The 16,583-nt window shown below is 49.9% G+C and carries 18 protein-coding genes; 6 read left to right on the plus strand and 12 right to left on the minus strand.

Annotation, left to right across the window (positions count from 1 at the left end; genetic code table 11):
* Positions 1-77: 77 nt before the first annotated feature.
* The 5 genes from P398_RS0113240 to P398_RS0113260 form a co-directional block, all read right to left on the minus strand.
* Positions 78-1,751, minus strand: a complete 1,674-nt coding sequence (locus P398_RS0113240; protein WP_029335671.1) for an AMP-binding protein — start codon at positions 1,749-1,751, stop codon at positions 78-80.
* Between the two features lie 138 nt (positions 1,752-1,889).
* Positions 1,890-2,363 carry a DUF4825 domain-containing protein gene (locus P398_RS0113245; protein ID WP_024369805.1) on the minus strand — a complete coding sequence of 158 codons (474 nt, stop codon included), beginning with the start codon at positions 2,361-2,363 and terminating at the stop codon, positions 1,890-1,892.
* A gap of 11 nt (positions 2,364-2,374) precedes the next feature.
* Positions 2,375-3,505 carry an ABC transporter permease subunit gene (locus P398_RS0113250; protein ID WP_024369804.1) on the minus strand — a complete coding sequence of 377 codons (1,131 nt, stop codon included), beginning with the start codon at positions 3,503-3,505 and terminating at the stop codon, positions 2,375-2,377.
* Positions 3,495-4,376 (minus strand): ABC transporter ATP-binding protein, encoded by an 882-nt coding sequence (locus P398_RS0113255; protein WP_029335672.1) that lies wholly within the window; start codon positions 4,374-4,376, stop codon positions 3,495-3,497. Before P398_RS0113255 ends, P398_RS0113250 begins: the two co-directional genes overlap by 11 nt.
* On the minus strand, positions 4,342-4,734 hold the full coding sequence (locus P398_RS0113260; protein ID WP_231557608.1) for a GntR family transcriptional regulator: 393 nt from the start codon (positions 4,732-4,734) through the stop codon (positions 4,342-4,344). Before P398_RS0113260 ends, P398_RS0113255 begins: the two co-directional genes overlap by 35 nt.
* 196 nt (positions 4,735-4,930) lie before the next feature.
* Between P398_RS0113260 and P398_RS0113265 the strand changes: the two genes are divergently transcribed.
* The 4 genes from P398_RS0113265 to P398_RS0113280 all read left to right on the plus strand — a co-directional run bounded on the left by P398_RS0113265 (position 4,931) and on the right by P398_RS0113280 (position 7,142).
* Positions 4,931-5,677 (plus strand): hypothetical protein, encoded by a 747-nt coding sequence (locus P398_RS0113265; protein ID WP_029335674.1) that lies wholly within the window; start codon positions 4,931-4,933, stop codon positions 5,675-5,677.
* A gap of 94 nt (positions 5,678-5,771) precedes the next feature.
* Positions 5,772-6,179, plus strand: a complete 408-nt coding sequence (locus tag P398_RS0113270; RefSeq protein ID WP_024369800.1) for a MarR family winged helix-turn-helix transcriptional regulator — start codon at positions 5,772-5,774, stop codon at positions 6,177-6,179.
* A gap of 24 nt (positions 6,180-6,203) precedes the next feature.
* Entirely contained in the window at positions 6,204-6,842 is a 639-nt protein-coding gene (locus tag P398_RS0113275) for a nitroreductase family protein (RefSeq protein WP_024369799.1), read from the plus strand.
* Positions 6,843-6,857: 15 nt separating this feature from the next.
* Positions 6,858-7,142: a putative quinol monooxygenase gene (locus P398_RS0113280; protein WP_024369798.1), complete on the plus strand. Its 285-nt coding sequence runs from the start codon at positions 6,858-6,860 to the stop codon at positions 7,140-7,142.
* Between the two features lie 36 nt (positions 7,143-7,178).
* Here P398_RS0113280 and P398_RS0113285 read toward each other — a convergent pair whose 3' ends face one another.
* Together P398_RS0113285 and P398_RS0113290 are read right to left on the minus strand one after the other, a co-directional pair.
* On the minus strand, positions 7,179-7,634 hold the full coding sequence (locus P398_RS0113285; protein ID WP_029335676.1) for a hypothetical protein: 456 nt from the start codon (positions 7,632-7,634) through the stop codon (positions 7,179-7,181).
* Between the two features lie 5 nt (positions 7,635-7,639).
* Positions 7,640-8,977 carry a PepSY-associated TM helix domain-containing protein gene (locus P398_RS0113290; RefSeq protein WP_051638916.1) on the minus strand — a complete coding sequence of 446 codons (1,338 nt, stop codon included), beginning with the start codon at positions 8,975-8,977 and terminating at the stop codon, positions 7,640-7,642.
* 212 nt (positions 8,978-9,189) lie between these two features.
* Here P398_RS0113290 and P398_RS0113295 point away from each other — a divergent pair, with 212 nt between their 5' ends.
* Complete coding sequence (locus P398_RS0113295) at positions 9,190-9,462, plus strand: CPCC family cysteine-rich protein (protein WP_029335678.1); 273 nt, start codon at positions 9,190-9,192, stop codon at positions 9,460-9,462.
* A gap of 44 nt (positions 9,463-9,506) precedes the next feature.
* On the opposite strand, the gene P398_RS0113300 is transcribed toward P398_RS0113295, so the two are convergent.
* The 5 genes from P398_RS0113300 to P398_RS0113320 all read right to left on the minus strand — a co-directional run bounded on the left by P398_RS0113300 (position 9,507) and on the right by P398_RS0113320 (position 14,575).
* Positions 9,507-11,045, minus strand: a complete 1,539-nt coding sequence (locus P398_RS0113300) for a hypothetical protein (RefSeq protein WP_024369794.1) — start codon at positions 11,043-11,045, stop codon at positions 9,507-9,509.
* A gap of 127 nt (positions 11,046-11,172) precedes the next feature.
* Positions 11,173-11,430 (minus strand): hypothetical protein, encoded by a 258-nt coding sequence (locus tag P398_RS0113305; protein ID WP_029335679.1) that lies wholly within the window; start codon positions 11,428-11,430, stop codon positions 11,173-11,175.
* Positions 11,431-11,438: 8 nt separating this feature from the next.
* Positions 11,439-11,882: a hypothetical protein gene (locus P398_RS0113310; protein ID WP_029335680.1), complete on the minus strand. Its 444-nt coding sequence runs from the start codon at positions 11,880-11,882 to the stop codon at positions 11,439-11,441.
* 13 nt (positions 11,883-11,895) lie between these two features.
* Entirely contained in the window at positions 11,896-14,253 is a 2,358-nt protein-coding gene (locus P398_RS0113315; RefSeq protein WP_029335682.1) for a DEAD/DEAH box helicase family protein, read from the minus strand.
* Entirely contained in the window at positions 14,246-14,575 is a 330-nt protein-coding gene (locus P398_RS0113320) for a nucleoside triphosphate pyrophosphohydrolase (protein WP_029335683.1), read from the minus strand. Before P398_RS0113320 ends, P398_RS0113315 begins: the two co-directional genes overlap by 8 nt.
* A 113-nt stretch (positions 14,576-14,688) precedes the next feature.
* Here P398_RS0113320 and P398_RS0113325 point away from each other — a divergent pair, with 113 nt between their 5' ends.
* Positions 14,689-16,536 (plus strand): DUF262 domain-containing protein, encoded by a 1,848-nt coding sequence (locus P398_RS0113325; RefSeq protein WP_029335685.1) that lies wholly within the window; start codon positions 14,689-14,691, stop codon positions 16,534-16,536.
* Positions 16,537-16,583: the final 47 nt, after the last annotated feature.

Genomic DNA, 16,583 nt, shown 5'->3' on the forward strand with positions numbered 1-16,583 from the left:
ACCCCAAGCTCCTTACCGCTGCAGAAAAATGAATGATGGTTCATTCATTTATTATTCTATCATGTGTGAAGGCAGTGTCAACTGCTTTGTTTCACTTGTTTCGCCTTCTCTTCATCGACGAGGACGCGACGCAAAATCTTACCGACGAACGTCTTCGGCAACTCATCGCGGAACTCGTACAGCTTCGGCACTTTATACGCCGCAAGTTTCTCCCGACAATGCTTGTCGAGCTCTTCTTCGGTCACGTTCACTCCGTCACGTGTGACGATGAACGCTTTGACCGTCTCGCCGCGATACGGATCAGGCACGCCGATACAGACCGCCTCTTTCACGGCCGGATGTTCGTAAAGCACTTCTTCGATTTCCCGCGGGTAGACGTTGAAGCCGCCGGCGATGATCATGTCCTTCTTCCGGTCGACGATATAGAAGAAGCCGTCCTCGCCCATGTAGCCGAGATCGCCGGTCGCGAGCCAACCATCTTTCAAGACGGCCGCCGTCTCTTCCGGCTTTTGCCAGTACCCTTTCATCACTTGCGGACCGTGGAGCATCACTTCCCCGATCTCACCGATATCGGCCGGCGTCTCGCCGTCCGCTTTTACAATTTTAGCAGAAGTGTCCGAAAGCGGCACGCCAATCGAGCCGACGATGCGCTTGTCCCATAAGAAGTTCGCATGCGTCACCGGTGACGTCTCTGACAACCCGTACCCTTCGACAATGCGTCCGCCCGTGATGCTCTCGAACTTTTCTTGCACCTCGACCGGCAGCGGCGCCGAACCGGAGATACACGCCTCGATCGACGACAAGTCGTATTTCTTCAGTTTCGGGTCGTTGAGGATGCCGACATACATCGTCGGTGCCCCCGGGAAGAAGTGTGGTTTTTTCTTGTGAATCGTCTTCACGACGTCGGTCACGTCAAAGCGGGGCACGAGGACGAGCTCATAACCGTTCGCCATCCCGAAGTTGAGGCAACATGTCATCCCATAGACGTGGAAGAACGGCACGACGCTCAAGACGCGTTTCTCATCGCCACGGTTGTATCTATAGAAGAAGTTCGAAATCTGATCGACGTTCGCCGTCAAGTTGAAGTGTGTCAACATGACGCCTTTCGGCAGACCGGTCGTTCCGCCCGTATATTGCAAGACGGCGACGTCTTCTTTCGGGTCGACCTCGATCGGCTTCACCGGACCGAAGTTTTTAAAGTCTTTGAACAAGACCGATCCCGTCGTATCGATGACGATATTGTTCTCACGTTTCACTTTGATCGGGTACAGTTTGTTTTTCGGGAATGGAAGATAATCGGCGATGCTCGTCGTGATGATCGTTTGAATATCGGTCTTCTCTTTCACGCGGAGCGATTTCGGATAGAGGAGGTCGAGCGTGATGACAATTTTCGCGCCCGAGTCGGTGATCAAGTTCTCGAGTTCATGCTCGGTATAGAGCGGGTTCGTCTGGACGACCGTCCCTCCGGCATACAAGACGGCGTAGAATGAGATGACGTATTGCGGACAGTTCGGGAGCATCAGGCTGACCCGGTCCCCTTTTTGCAGCCCTTTTGACTGGAGCATCGTCGCGAGACGATGGGCGGCATCATCGATTTGGGCGAACGTGAGCTCTTTTCCGATGAACGAGACGGCCGTCCGGTCCGGGAAGTCTTTCGCGGCTCGACTGAGCGCCTCATAGAGCGGCTTCACCTCATAGTCAATCGTCTTCGGCATGTCGGCTGGATAATCTTGCAACCACGGTTTGTTCATCGCTTTTCCTCCTTGAGAATGAATAGTGATTCAGTTACATCCATTATAATGCCAAGAAAACGCTTTCATCTACCCTTTACCCAATAATTTTCAGAAAATATCGAAAAAAAGCGATTGGATCATAAAATCCAATCACTTTCAAATGCGTTTGAAGTAATCCTCGGTCTGTTGTGCGTTGCCGATTTTCTCGTCAAGCCGTTCCTGCAAATCTTTCTCCCATTTGATGGCCGAGAAGTCGATTCCGAACCATGCCTCCATCTCCGGACGAGAGAAAGCGTACGTCCGGTTCGGGAAGGCGAAGCGGACGATCTCCGCGTTCTTCACGAGTGTGAAATATGTCGCGGCGTTGCGGATGGCGAGCCGCTCCTGCTCGATCCGGTCCATCTCCGGATCGTCATAGCGCACGGTGAGACCGTACGGCCGCTTCTTCGTCTGCAACTCGACCGATTTATAACAGTCATGCATCGGTAAACTATGAGCAATCCCGACAACGGCGCTATTGTCGCCGACAGTGGCACCTTTATACTGGAACGGATTCGGGCGACCTGTCGACGAATCCGCACAACCCGACAAGACGAGGAGCAGAACGAGCAATAGACTGAACCGTTTCATGGGAATCCTCCTTAAGATTTGAGTTGCAAGTTGAAGCGGTAGAGCAGGCGTTTCGCGAGCAAGTGGGCGAGGAAGCCGCCGATCAAGAAACCGATGATGTACAGCGTGACACTCGTCGGGTACGAGAATGCCGATAAAATGATGCCCCCGAGCATGGCGAAACAAATGACCATGATGACATGGACGAGCCAAAGCCAGCCCGTGAACATGAAGAAGCGGCCGTTGTTCTCCTGCGGGGCCCGGTTGAACATGAGAAGACCGAGACCGAACGTCAACCCGATGAAGAGGAGTGAGCTGAATATCCCGACCGTCGCAAAGTCACGCCACACCGAATTGTCAGTAAACAAGTTATACGTGTCGACGTTCGCGATGTTCACAAGCGGTGACAAGATTCGCATCGGAAGGCTTTCCATTGCTGCCGAGTACCAGTCGTACGAGACATATCCTGTAATCGCTTGAATCGACCCATTCACCAACGACAAAATTCCAATCGGGAACAAGAAGGCAACGATCGACCAGAGCACTTGAGAAATCGCCTCGCCTCCGAACGAGCCCATCCAAAGCGACAACGTGAAGACCGAGATGCCAATCAAGATGACCAAACCGATGACGGCGGCCACTTTCAACGTCTGTCCCTCGATCAAGAACGCGTAGCGTGACGTGTGAATCACGACGAGCATAATTGCCCCGCCGATCAGCGACGACAGGACGATGCCACTCGTGCCAATCAACCATTTCGATATGTACAGCTGGTTGCGGCTGAATGGGAGCGACATCGAAAAGTCGGACATTTGGCTATTGCGCTCACTGCCGATCAAGACAGATGCCATCAAGAATCCGAACACGACGTAGAGGAAGACGACCGTCTCAATCGGTAAGAGCGTCCCTAACTCACCGATCGCATAACCGACTCCCGGTATGGTCGTGAAGAAGTCTTCCGTCTCGAGAGAGGCGACGTCACTAGGGATCACCCCGTCATCATACTGGGAAGGGTTTTGTTGAATATCGCGAATCCGTTCATCGTAGTACTGCATCTCATTAAACACTGGCACCGTATAGGCGAGAATCCCGAGCCCGATGAGTAAAATCCATAAGAGCGACACTTGTTTCCAATCTTTTTTAAGTAGCACGTTAGACAACATTCGCCTCACCTCCTAATTGGACGCGGAACACGTCTTCTAGCGACATCGGAATCTCTTCGACGAGCATCGGCTTGTAGCTGTCGACGAACGCCTCGAGCTCATCCGACCGCTCACGGGCCATGAACAAAACGACACGCCCGGTCACGCTTAAAATTTCGATATCTTTTCGTTCGAGCAGTGCGACCGGCACCTCATCTTGGAAGACGACTTGCCACTTCACGCTCAAGGCGCGCGCCTCTTCGAGCGTCATGACGGCTTTGACCCGTCCCTTTTCAATCATGATGACACGGTCTGCGATTCGCTCGAGCTCGTGCAACTGGTGACTCGAGACGATGATCGAGCAATCACGCTGCTCGATTTGCGCGATCATGAGCTTCAAGACGTCCGCTTTGGCGACGACATCGAGTCCGTCGGTCGGTTCGTCGAGAAGATAGTATTTCGCCTGAACAGCGAACGCGAGCGACAGCGTCACCATCGCCTTCTGCCCTTTCGAGAGCTGACGAATCTTCTTATTGTCGATGTTGTATCGCGTGAGCGTCTCACGGAAAGTCGAGCGGTTGAAGGACGGATAGATCGACTCGTACAAGGCAGCCGCCTCGTTCACCGTGTAATGTTTGAGCGCATCGGCCGAGTCGGGCACGAAGATGACGTCCCGTTTCAATTCCGGCGTGTTGAATATACTCGTCTTCCCATATAAGACGTCGCCTGTGTCCGGCCGGATGATGCCGACCATCGTCCGGAGGAGCGTCGTCTTGCCGGCCCCGTTCCGTCCGACGAGCGCGACGATTTCGCCGCGATGGACGGTAAAGTCGACCCCGTCGAGCACAGTCTGTCGATCAATTTTCTTCGTTAGTTGCTGGACTGTCAGCATGGCTCTCCCCTACTTTCTTATATTCCGTCTCGAACAACGTCACCGCTTCATCGAACGAGACGTTCGCGTAGTGGCAATCGATGGCGAGTTTTTGAATGGCTTCAATCACCGGTCCGCGCGAGGCGTCCTGGTCGACCCAATCTTCTGATACGAACGTGCCGCGGCCGCGATGCATCTCGAGCAATCCGAGACGCTCGAGCTCCTGATACGCCTTGCTGACCGTATTCGGATTGATGACGAGGTCGGTCGCAAGTTCGCGCACCGACATGACCTTGTCCCCGGGCCGTAAAATGCCGCGGATGACGAGTGCTTTCGTCTGGTTTACGATCTGTTCGTATAAAGGTTCCGAACTTTTCATATCGATATTATATAGCAATTTCTCACACCCTCTCCCTTATCCGTTATAAGTGTATTATATGTACTAGTACACGTAAATGCAATAGTTCTTCGAGGGCATCTTTAGTTTACAGGGAATTGGAAATAATTTGTATACGCCTTTAGACCGAGACGGTTTCGGACTTTTCGGGTACATTGGAGGAGAGGTGACAAAGGATATGAAAAAAAGATTGTTGTTTGGTGCAGCCGCCATCTTCGTGGCAGGCTCGATGTATGGACGTGGGGAAGCGACGGAACGCTATGAGACGTACATATATGACACATATGGGGAGAACGTCGAGGTGGACGTGTCGCGTGATTGGAAGATGGCGAACTTTAAAGCGACGTTCGAACTCGAGCGTCCCCCGCTCCAAGGCACGTATCACGCCCGGACGTACGGTGACGGAACGATCCATGACGACGTAATGCCGACCTACTGGGCGAACGAAGCGGAGTCGACGATTCATGCCCGGCTCGTCGACGCGAATACCTTGACGGAAGCAGAGACGGTACGCGCGACCGTGTCCGATAGGGCCGGACGAGGACAAACGATCGAGACGATGCCGGCGACGTCCATCTTCGAACTGAATCCTGAACAATTTTTAGGCGTCGCGATCATGTTGCACGAGGCGTGGGACAACACGGACGAGCAAAAGCAGCGCGTCCTCGACATCATCCGTCTGCTCGAGGACGATGTGAGATCAATCCACTTCTCGTTCGACGGGACGCCGGACGAGGATGACGACTTCACGGAACGTTATTTGAACGTGACGCAGAACGGGCGTGATGGCGAGCCATCATTCGCCTCACTCCAGACGATCGATGACTTGAACGACCACGACCGGCTTTACGGGTTCGACGAGACAACGTTCATCACGGAATACCGTTTTGACGGGACGAAGATCGACCGGGACACGGTCGATTGAACAGGTCGAGTCGCCTCACTTTACATGGGGCGATTCACTTGCTATCATTTGACGAGTCAATGATTGATTAGTCAAACGAGAAAGGTGGAACGCTATGGAGCTACGTGATGTGAGCCGTTTGCTTTACCAAATCAAACTCGCCGACCAACGTGTCGCGACGGCGTTCGAGAACGAGACCGGCTTCAGCCTGACCCGTTACGAGATGCTCATGGTCGTCAATGAGAAAGGCGTCTGCTCGCAAAGTGAGATTAAAGACGCGATGAACATCGACCACGCCGCCGTCACCCGGCACTTGAAGATCCTTGAAGACAAGGGTTACGTCTTACGTGAGCGGAACGCCGCGAACCATCGTGAAGTGTTCGTCCGCCTGACCGACGACGCCGCGCGTGACTTACGGTCGTGCGAACAAAAGCACGACGCGTCCAACCATTTGATGAGCGTCTTGTCGGAAGATGAGATGGCGCAACTGTCCGCTTTACTTGAAAAATTAAACCAAGTCTAAACAGAGAGAAAGAGGAGATCCCCTATGGCAACTACATTTAAAAACGATACATTTCAAGACGTCGTCCTCGGTCGTAAATCGATCCGTGTGTACGATGAGAACGTGAAGATCTCACAAGAAGAGATGCTCGAGATGATCCAGGAAGCGACGATGGCCCCGTCATCGGTCAACATGCAACCGTGGCGCTTCGTCGTCGTCGAGAGCCCAGAGGCGAAAGAGACACTCAAACCGCTCATCAAGTTCAACGTGCGTCAAAACGACACGTCGGCCGCGATGGTGCTCATCTTCGGTGACATGGAATGCTATGAGCTCGGCGAACAGATTTACGACCAAGCCGTCGCGGAAGGTAAAATGCCGCAAGACGTACGCGACCAACAGCTCGCTGCTATCCTCCCGTACTACAAGAACTTGTCGAAGCAAGAGATGAACGACATCGTCAAGATCGACTCGAGCCTCGCCGCGATGCAGTTCATGCTTGTCGCCCGTGCGCACGGTTACGACACGAACCCGATCGGCGGTTTCGAGAAAGACCAACTCGCCGAGACGTTCGGTTTAGACAAAGACCGTTACGTGCCGGTCATGATCCTCTCAGTCGGGAAAGCGGCAGAAGAAGGTTACCAATCGGTCCGCCTCGATGCTGAAACAATCACAAACTTCAAATAATCGGAGGAACCCCACATGATCCTAATCAATGCCATCTTCGACGTGAAAGAAGACGCGTTCGACAACTTCTTGACAGATATCAACAAGCTCATCGACTCGTCGAAACAAGAAGCCGGTTGCTTGAGCTATGAACTGTTCCAATCGACGACGTCTGAGAACCGGTTCGTCATGATCGAGAACTGGGCCGACCAAGCGGCCGTCGAGCAACACAACCAAAACCCGGACCTCATCGCGTTCGCCCAAAACGTAGGCAACTACGTGACGGCGAAACCGGTGCTCCATGTGACGGAAGTAAACTAACAAATGCCTAGAGCGGTCAACGCTCTAGGCATTTTTTTAATGGTGTGGTTCCGTCACGGCTTCGACCGGTGCGGCGCCTTCGTACAGGGCTGCCCACTCGGCTTCCGTCAATTCCCCGACGATGAACTGTTTCGCTGGGAAGATGGTCGATCCGTTTGCTTGCGCGTGGACCCGGGCGAGATACAGCCCGTCTTCTTTTAGCGACGTCGTCAATGCGTACGTCCCTGCCCCGACCCGTTTCGCTTCTTGCATCCCGTATGACAGCGTCCCGTCCGCCTTTTGCAGTTCAAGATGGACGAAGTCCGGTTCGTCTTCACTGAGCGCGATCTCGAACGTGACCGGTACTCCGGGAATGACCTCGTCCGGGAACTCAAGCGTCGCCTCGAGCGGGGCCTCTTCTTTATACAAAGTCGTCGCCTCCGGATTGACCGCGCAACCAGCTAACGCCGTTACGGCGACGAGGCATAAGATGATGGATAGATTCCATTTCATTCGTTTCACCCCGCATTCAAATAACGCTGTAGTGTCGTTGAGCGTCGGATGACGACCCAATCGAGTAACGCGACGATGAGAAGCGACAACCCGACGAGCGGGAAAACGATTCCAAAGCCGACAAGCAAGACGAGGAACACGTTCCGCCGTACTTTCGATGGCGCGGATGGCGCCCCGCTCTTCGCGTTCGGCTTCCGTGAATACCATAAGTAGGCACCGCTCACGACGACGAACACGACACCGAGACAGATGACGAGGCCAAGCAACTGGTTGAACTGTTTCCCTGTATGAAGCGTGATCCCGAGTGCGACCGCCTTGCCGACGATGCCGTAATGGTCGTAGCGATAATCAGCGAGCACCGCCCCCGAATACTGATCGAGGTGAATCGTCGCCTCGTCTTGGGCCCGGTCCGGGTAAGCCGACAACGTATAGACGCCGTCTGCCGTGCCCGGAAGGCTAATCGTATAGCTCGGGTCCATCCCGACCGTGATCGCGATTTGATTGACTTGATCGAGCGAGAGCGGAACGTATCCGGCAACAACGGAGTTCGGCACCGGGAGCGTCTCCGCCGCCCACGGGACGTCCGCGACGTCTTCTGTCTTCACGGATGAGGTCGGTGCTTCTCCGCCCCAAATCAACGGCGGATAGCCGACACCGGCGTTCGTCGCGATCGATTGGAAGTTCGCGCCCAAAAACCCGGACCACGGGAGACCAGTCAAGACGAGGAACAAGAGCCCAGCTGTCACCCAAAACCCAGGGACGACATGCAAGTCACGCCGCAACACCCGTTTCCCTTTCCGGAGGCGCGGATAAATCGTCCCCGACGCCTGTAGCCCGTTGCGCGGCCAGAATAGATAGAGTCCCGTCGCCATCAAGACGATCGTCCAACAGGCGACGAGCTCGACGATCCGGTCACCGAGCGTTCCCATCATCAGTTCGCCATGGAGGACCTCCACTTGGTTCATGAAGCGGTCGGCGTTTAATTGTGACCCGATGACGTTCCCGCTGTAAGGATCGACGAACACCGTCGTCGCCCCTTCTTCGGTCATAACACGAAATTCACTCGAGCGGTCCGGCGACTCACCCGGTCGATACCGCGTGATTGGTGTATCCGGATACTCGGCTTGAACCCGATTGAGTAGCTCCGTCGCGCTCAGCCGTTCCCCGCTCGGCTCGACTTGATAGTAGTCGGCATAGATGACTTGCTCGATTTGTGGCTTGAATAAATAAACGGCCCCCGTGACCGCTAGCACCAATAAGAACGGTGCGATGATCAATCCGGCGTAAAGATGCCAGCGCCAGACGGCACGGTACCAATCACGCCCCGATGAAGATGATGTCATGATGATTCCCCCGGTTATGTTATGTGTCCAATATGTGAACAGGTTAATTGTGCGCACTCACACTTTTTGTGACCGCTTACTTTGTGGCTGTTGTTTGTCTATCTGACGAAATAAACGTGAAGTTAGATTCATCGCAATTACACAACTGTGCTTGATAACTTGTAGAATAAAATGAACTTATCTTGTAGACTGATCGAAGTGAGGTGATTTAGATGAAATATACATGCCCTTGTTGCGGGTACAAGACGCTTGACGAAGAACCACCTGGCACGTATGACATTTGCGGCATCTGTTTTTGGGAAGATGACGTGGTCCAGTTCAGTGACCCGGACTACGAAGGTGGTGCCAACGAAGTGTCACTCCAACAAGCACAACAGAACTATATTCATGTTGGCGCATGCGATCGAGGCTCGCTCAAATTCGTTCGGACTCCGGACGAGGACGACGTCAAAGATCCAAAATGGCGACCACTTCCTAAAAAATGAGCATAAAAAAATCCGCTTCTACGCATAGGTAGAAGCGGCTATTTTTATAACCCGATGATCGCGACAGACACACCGAGAACACCGATGAGCGCCATCGCGTAAACCGGTACGCGTGGCATCTCGCCGTTGTTATCGAGCGCCTTCCCGAACATGAAGAACACGAGCGGGTGAACGAGGAACGGCATCGAGAAGATGAGCGGGATGAGAAGCGACGCTTCCGTCCCAAACATGCCGCCTTGGATCGCTGCGAAGAGACCGAAGTGCGAGATCGCTGACGACTGAGCCATTGCCGAATAGTCGAACGCGATCGTGCTGAAGCTGAGGAGCACAAGTCCGCCGAAGACGGCCATGATCTGCCAGCCGAACGAGAACTGCATGAGCGCTTTCACTTCTTTGAAGTCTTCGCCGTTCGCAGCGCGCAAGTTTTTGAGCGCGAGGAACGTAAGTGTGAGACCGACCAAGACGATGATTGCCGTCGGCCAGATCCAGAGTGCCCCGTTATCGGCACTGATCGCCAAAATCGAGAAGACGAAAATGTGACCGAAGAACGGGATGTTGATCATGATCGGGGCACGTTTCGCTGCGACTTTCCCGAAGTCACCAGCTGTACATGCACCTGTGAGACCACTGTGCGAGAGCGATCCCGCCATACCTGGTGCGAGGTTACGGATGTGTCCTGTACGTGCGAACCACATGAGGAGCGCGATTCCACCGAACATCCAGAACAACTGGCCGAAGAATCCGTAGAAGAGGACCGAGTTCATGCCTTCGATGGCGAAAGCGTCCCCGATGCGTGAACCACCGACCATGAAGTTCGCTGCCAAGACGACCGGGATCCCGGCGAAGAGGAGCGCGCGAACCGTCGGGCCGTACGTCCAGTTTTGGAAGATGGCACCGAGCGCTGACGACAAGATCATCGCGAAGAAGATCTGCGGGAGCGCAATGACAGGTTGGACGAGCGTGGCGATCGCGAACGAGATGAACAAGATGGCGATCAAAATCACCGTCTCGATCAAGCCTTTACGCATGTACACCTGCTTGTCGTCGATTTGAGCCTTGTGGTCGATCAACAGGAACGATGCCGCGAGACCGATCAACGCGAGAATCGGATAGTAAAGCATGATGCCCTCAGCCGTACCCGGTTGAATCATCATACGGAAGAACCCTTCCAATCCGACGAGCAGGAAGAATGAACGGAGGATGAAGATGAACTGCGTCCGTCCCGTTCCGAGGAACATCTCTTCTTTTGACGGCACGACGATGTCTTTCACGTCGAGCGCTTGCTTGCTTAAGATTTTACGTAGCTCTTGACCACCGACGAAGAACGACACGACGAGCGCAATGATCGTCGTCCGTGAGAGGAAGTCGACGAGCGGAAATTCTGGGAGACCCGGCGTCGCGATGCCCATCTCGACCATGACGAAGCCGAGACCGAGGCCGAAGATGACGATGACGAGGATTGGCGAGAACCGTGAACCGGCCACGACCATCCGTGACAAGATGACCATCGGGATGACGAAGGCCATTAACAACCAAAACTGGTTGAGTAATTGAACTTGAGATAACTGCTGTACAATTTCCATGGATAAACCCCTTATACATTTTTTTCACACTGTCTCGAAGTGTAACGTATTGTCGATTTTGTGACAAGGGGGTGTGACGTATTGTAAAGATTGAAAGCGGAACCAAATGAATTGGTCCCGCTTTCGGTCAATTATTCGGTTGGCGAAGACCCCAAGTGCCTTTATTTCCTGTGGCATAAAACAAGTCTTCTTTCCCGGCGAAACTCGCGGAATCGCTCGAGTGGGCACGAATCTGTTTATTGACGTGCGCCTTCCAATCTTTGTACCGATCGAGCTCGAGTTGATAGTACGACTTCTCGATGTAGTCATAGATTTCTTTCAAAGATGCCTTCCCGCCGTGATGCTGGAGGGCGAATTGGATTTTGCGAAGTAGTGCGCGCTTCAAGTTATCCCTCACCTTTCACTAAATACTTCTAAATACTCTTCAAACTTTTGTTCAACCGCTCTGACGATTCTTTCATGAACAAATTCGCTCTCAATACGAAATTCTTCCCTAACACAGAATATATCATCAACTAACTTAAAAGGCGGAGAAATATTGCTCACTCTTGTAGGAGTAGTCGATAGGTACTTCAATGGCAGTGTTTTTAAGTGCCGTTTCATTTTCGCTTCGGAGAAAGGAGCTTTAAATTCCTCGCTTATATTTTTGAGAGCGTACAAGCGGTGTTGGCTACTAACTAAGTCATAATAAGGTCTTGCTAGTTCAGTTATTGAAACTGGGGCATGCCAATCATGAGGACCTCGCTCTAACATAATCTTCAGTACATTCATTTTATGAGGTCCCTGCCTATCGAACTCATCTATGTACTGAATTAACTGCTTAAGCCGTTCTTCCATAATTACGCCACCCTCATTCTGAAGCTTTCCGACTGAAGTAGTGATGCAGCCGCACTTCAACGATTTGACTGACCCATTCGTAAACCAAAGGATGAGCATACGCTTCGTTCTGCTCAATATGTAACGACTCCTCTGACACGAAGAACGGCCCTTTCGCTATTTTATCAAATGGCATCCGTAACAGTAACTTTTCAATCTTTTTCTGCTGAAACGGGGATTGGAAGTCTTTTGTTTGCCCGTCAATCTTTTGCCGGTATGGGAATGTATTGATGAACTCATAGAATGGTCGAGCCGCCTCGCTCGCCGGAAGTGGTCGAAGCCATCCATCGATTCCACGGCCTAGCATAATTGATAGCACAATCATCTTATAGCTCTTCGTCATGTCCGTGTACTCCACTTCAAGCAACAACGACTTCGCCTCTTCAAACAGATGACTCTCTTCATCATATAGCTCACCCATCCGGTCGAGAAACCCGTAAAAGCCGCCATCTTTCTTCCATTCAGAACGATAGGCATCGATTGAGTATTCGCCTCGTTGAATCAACTCTAGGTAACTCGGCCTTCTCCCCAACTCTTCTTTCACCATGTAGTAGTTCCGCTCCAACTGTTGCCGACGCGTCGAAGAACGGGTCACCATCCGCTTCAATAAGTCGATGGCCTGTAAATCAAATTCGATCGTACAACCGTTTGGTAAATCGATTCCTGTAGGAAGTGACTTGACGACCGGTTGTCGTTTTGTCGTCAGGAGTGCCAACTTCTTGTCGATATTTTTGTAGTTCCCAATCAAATCGATAATGGTGCAATGCGTCTTCCCGCTCAGTAAGCGGAGCCCACGACCAATCTGTTGCGTGAAGACGGTCAACGATTCAGTCGGGCGGCAGAACAATAACGTATCAATCTCCGGGATATCGACACCTTCATTGAATAAGTTGACCGCGAAAATGATATCGAGGTGTCCTTGTTTCAATTGACGGATGACTTCTGCACGGTCATATTCGGTCTGGCTATGTAACGCGACGGCTTGAACACCTTGTAGGCGGAAATAGTCGGCCAAGTATTCAGCTTGTGTGACCGACGAACAGAAACCGAGCGCTCGTGTTTGGTGATGTATCTTCCACGCCTCATAGATTTTTTGAGCGACACTCTCTTTCACCTGCTCCGCCAACAGTTCGTCCTGATCATAGCGACGACCATTGATCAATCGAATCTGCGAATAGTCAATCTCATCATAAATCCCAACGTAATGGAATGGCGTCAAATACGACTCTTCAATCGCTTCTGTGAAGTGCATCTGATAGGCGACATTGTCATCGCACAATGCGTAGACGTCTCCCCCGTCCAAGCGGTCCGGTGTCGCCGTCAAACCGAGCAAGAATTTCGGCTCGAAGTAGTCAAGGACACGCCGATAGGATGGTGCCGCCGAATGGTGGAACTCGTCGACGATAATTAAATCGAATTGATCTGGTTCGAACTGTTCCATTCGGTGTTTTGAAGCCAACGTTTGAATCGATGCGAACAAGACGTCTGCCGATTGCTCATCTCTCGAGTCACCGCCCAGTAGTAGTCCTGTCTTCCATTCATTTGAGACCCTTTTAAAAGAGTTCTCTGCTTGAAGCAAAATCTCTTTTTGATGGGCAATGAAGAGCACTCGTTTGAACTGGCGGGCAAAAAAGGCGCTCAAATACGTCTTCCCGAGTCCTGTAGCGAGAACGAGCATCGCCTTACGTCTGCCTTCGTCCATCGTCTCGCGTAACGCCTTCAGCGCAGCATCTTGCACGGTGTTCGGCGTGATTGTATCGTCCTCAATATAGACCGGGGTCGATTCTGCAACTTGCTCGTTTTCTTTCATCCGATCTTGACGGGCATTATACTCTTCACGATAAGGCTGCAATGAGACAGTATTCATGATTTGGGCATAATCACTATAGAATAGATCATGAAACGCATCGACGGACTGTTCGAACACGTCTTCCGAGATACTTGCTGGAATCTCAACGTTCCATTCGACGCCTCGATTCAAGGCGCTATGCGATAGATTGGAAGAACCGACAAAGAACGTTCCGCCATCTTCTGTGCGGAACAAGTAGGCTTTCGGATGGAATGACTGACCTTTTGATCGATAGAGTCGCAGCTCTACGCCTTGAATGTTCATTAACATCTCAAGCGCATCCGGGTTCGTCAAATAGAGATAATCGCCAATTAGAATCCGGACTTGCGCACCGCGTTTAACTGCGTCCTTAAGGGAAGCTGCTATTTCTTGCACGCCCGATACTTGCGCAAACGCGACGACCATATAAATTTCAGTCGCCGCGTCGATTTGGTGTTGTAATGGAATTCGTAAATGACTCGTGTGCAGACGTAACTCACTCATGATCAAGGACCTCTTCCAAGAAGAGACCTTTTTCAAAACCGCCCCGCTTTTCACGCTTCTCCTCACGGATGCGGCTCAATTCTTCGAAACTTGCACCATGCATCTTCCCGAGCGTATAGACGAGTTCCAAAATATCAGCCAATTCTTCGAGTGATTCTTCATCGATATTCGTCTCTTCGTACTCTTTGATTTCTTCATAGAGTTTCAAGCGGGCCTGTTCAAAATGTTCGGCTTGATTGAGGTGTTTGACGACAGGAACCTTCCCTGCTTCGTGAATGATTTCAGGGATGCGATCGCGGATTAGTTTGTTATAGCGCTCCATAATTTATTCATCCTTTCTCTAAGGCGTGATGGTAGATCCACATTCGATTAAATATTATACTTTCATTATATCCAATTATTTGGAATAGCGCTTTAAGTGCGGGGAGGTATTTTATGATAACGTCAGAAATCCAATCAATATTTAATGTATTTAACAATAACTATGTATACGAAATACCTGATTTTCAACGAGATTTTGTCTGGGGCGAACACGAAGTAACTCAATTGTTTAAAGACTTTAACGAAGATACAGAGGAGTTTACAAAGGAAAGTTCTTTGTTAGATGGATATTTATTGGGGAATATCGTTTTAATTAATAATGACGCAACTACAGCGAGCAAAATTGTTATCGATGGTCAACAAAGACTCACTACACTTTCTCTACTCTACAAAGTACTAGAAGAAACAATTGATCATCGTCTTCATCGAAAAGAAAATAGTATTGAAACCATGCAAAAATGGATGAATATGCGCGGAGAATTAAATAAAGGTTATGGCTTATTTGATGATGAAGCAAATTTTAAAAATTCAAAGATACAACATCATAAGAGTCTAGAATTCGGAAGTATTTACCGACACATCATACGTCCAGATTCAAGTGCAAAGAATAGTCTACAACAATCTAGTCAAATCGAAGAAGTCTATGAAGTTTTAAAAGAAGAGCTCTCAAAGTTGAGTGACCAAGAACTACCTAAATTTGTGAACTACATTAAACACAAAGTGATGCTTATTGTAACGACCGCTCCAACGTTATCTAAAGCTTTTCAGTTATTTGAAATCTTAAATAACCGAGGTAAAGACTTGGAACCTTTAGATTTGATAAAGAATATGCTCCTCAAAAATTTGGCAAAAGAACATTATAGTGAAGATGAACGTGATAAATTTACAGAACTATGGCGGAAATTTAATGATAACCTTGCGCTGAATTCTAAGAAGAAAATTGAGTCTTCTACTTTCCTGAAACATTATTTAGTCGGAACAACAGGCGAGAATGTCCGCAAAGATAAATTGTTTAACTATTATTCAGAATTAAACCCATCAAAAGAAAACGTACTAATGATGGTTTCAGAAATGCATGATGTTTCTTATACTTATGGGAAACTTGAACGAAAAGAATTCGATGGCTTTATCAAAAATACACATCTACTAGATATTCTTTTTAAGCTTTTAAGTCTAAAACAAGCACAAACTATCCTGATCCCATTTTACAACGAATCTGAGCAACGTAAGTCAGAAGTCGTTGACTTAGCAATTCGCTTAGGAGCTAGTGTTATCTTCTCTTATACCCAAACAAACTATATCGAGGCTGAGATACCTTCACTAATCAAAAAATATTACGCCACTTTGGATAGAGAGGGTTCAGATCGAGCATACTTCCAATTCACGAATGAATTAGAGCGTCGCATTCAGGAAAAAGCAAAGCTAGCTAAAGATGCTGTATCTACAAGAAGGTTTGAAAATACTCGTGGAAATTATAACAAGAAAGGTTATGACCTTTTACGTTTCATTGAATCATATGGTCACTTAGACAGTGCTGTGCTTTTAACGTCAAATCGAAGTAAAAAAATCACTTTAGAACACATCATGCCGAGAACACCTGTGAATCAAGAATTTATAATCGATTCCGGCTTTACAGATATCGAAGAATATAAAGAATACGTGAATCGAATCGGTAATTTTGCTCTAATACACAATGATGAAAACTCCGCTCTCTCGAATAAAAGTTTTGATCAAAAACGTCTCGTATACGCTCGCTCGTCAATTTGGACAACTCAAGTACTGAACAGTATGTTAGTTTCGACAATGAAATCCGGAAAAGAAGTACATCAGTATGAGGTAATTAATGAATCTTTGTTTGTCCAGGCCGAAGAAGGGATTTGGACAAAAGAGAACATTCATGCACGTTCAGAGAAAATTGCACTATACTTGGAATTGATTCTTACTAAGGGCGGTAGTAAATAATTTAGCTACTCAATACATAAAAGAAGCGACCGTTGAAGGGTCGCTTC

The sequence above is a fragment of the Exiguobacterium aurantiacum DSM 6208 genome (assembly GCF_000702585.1).
GTDB classification, from domain to species: Bacteria; Bacillota; Bacilli; order Exiguobacteriales; family Exiguobacteriaceae; genus Exiguobacterium; species Exiguobacterium aurantiacum.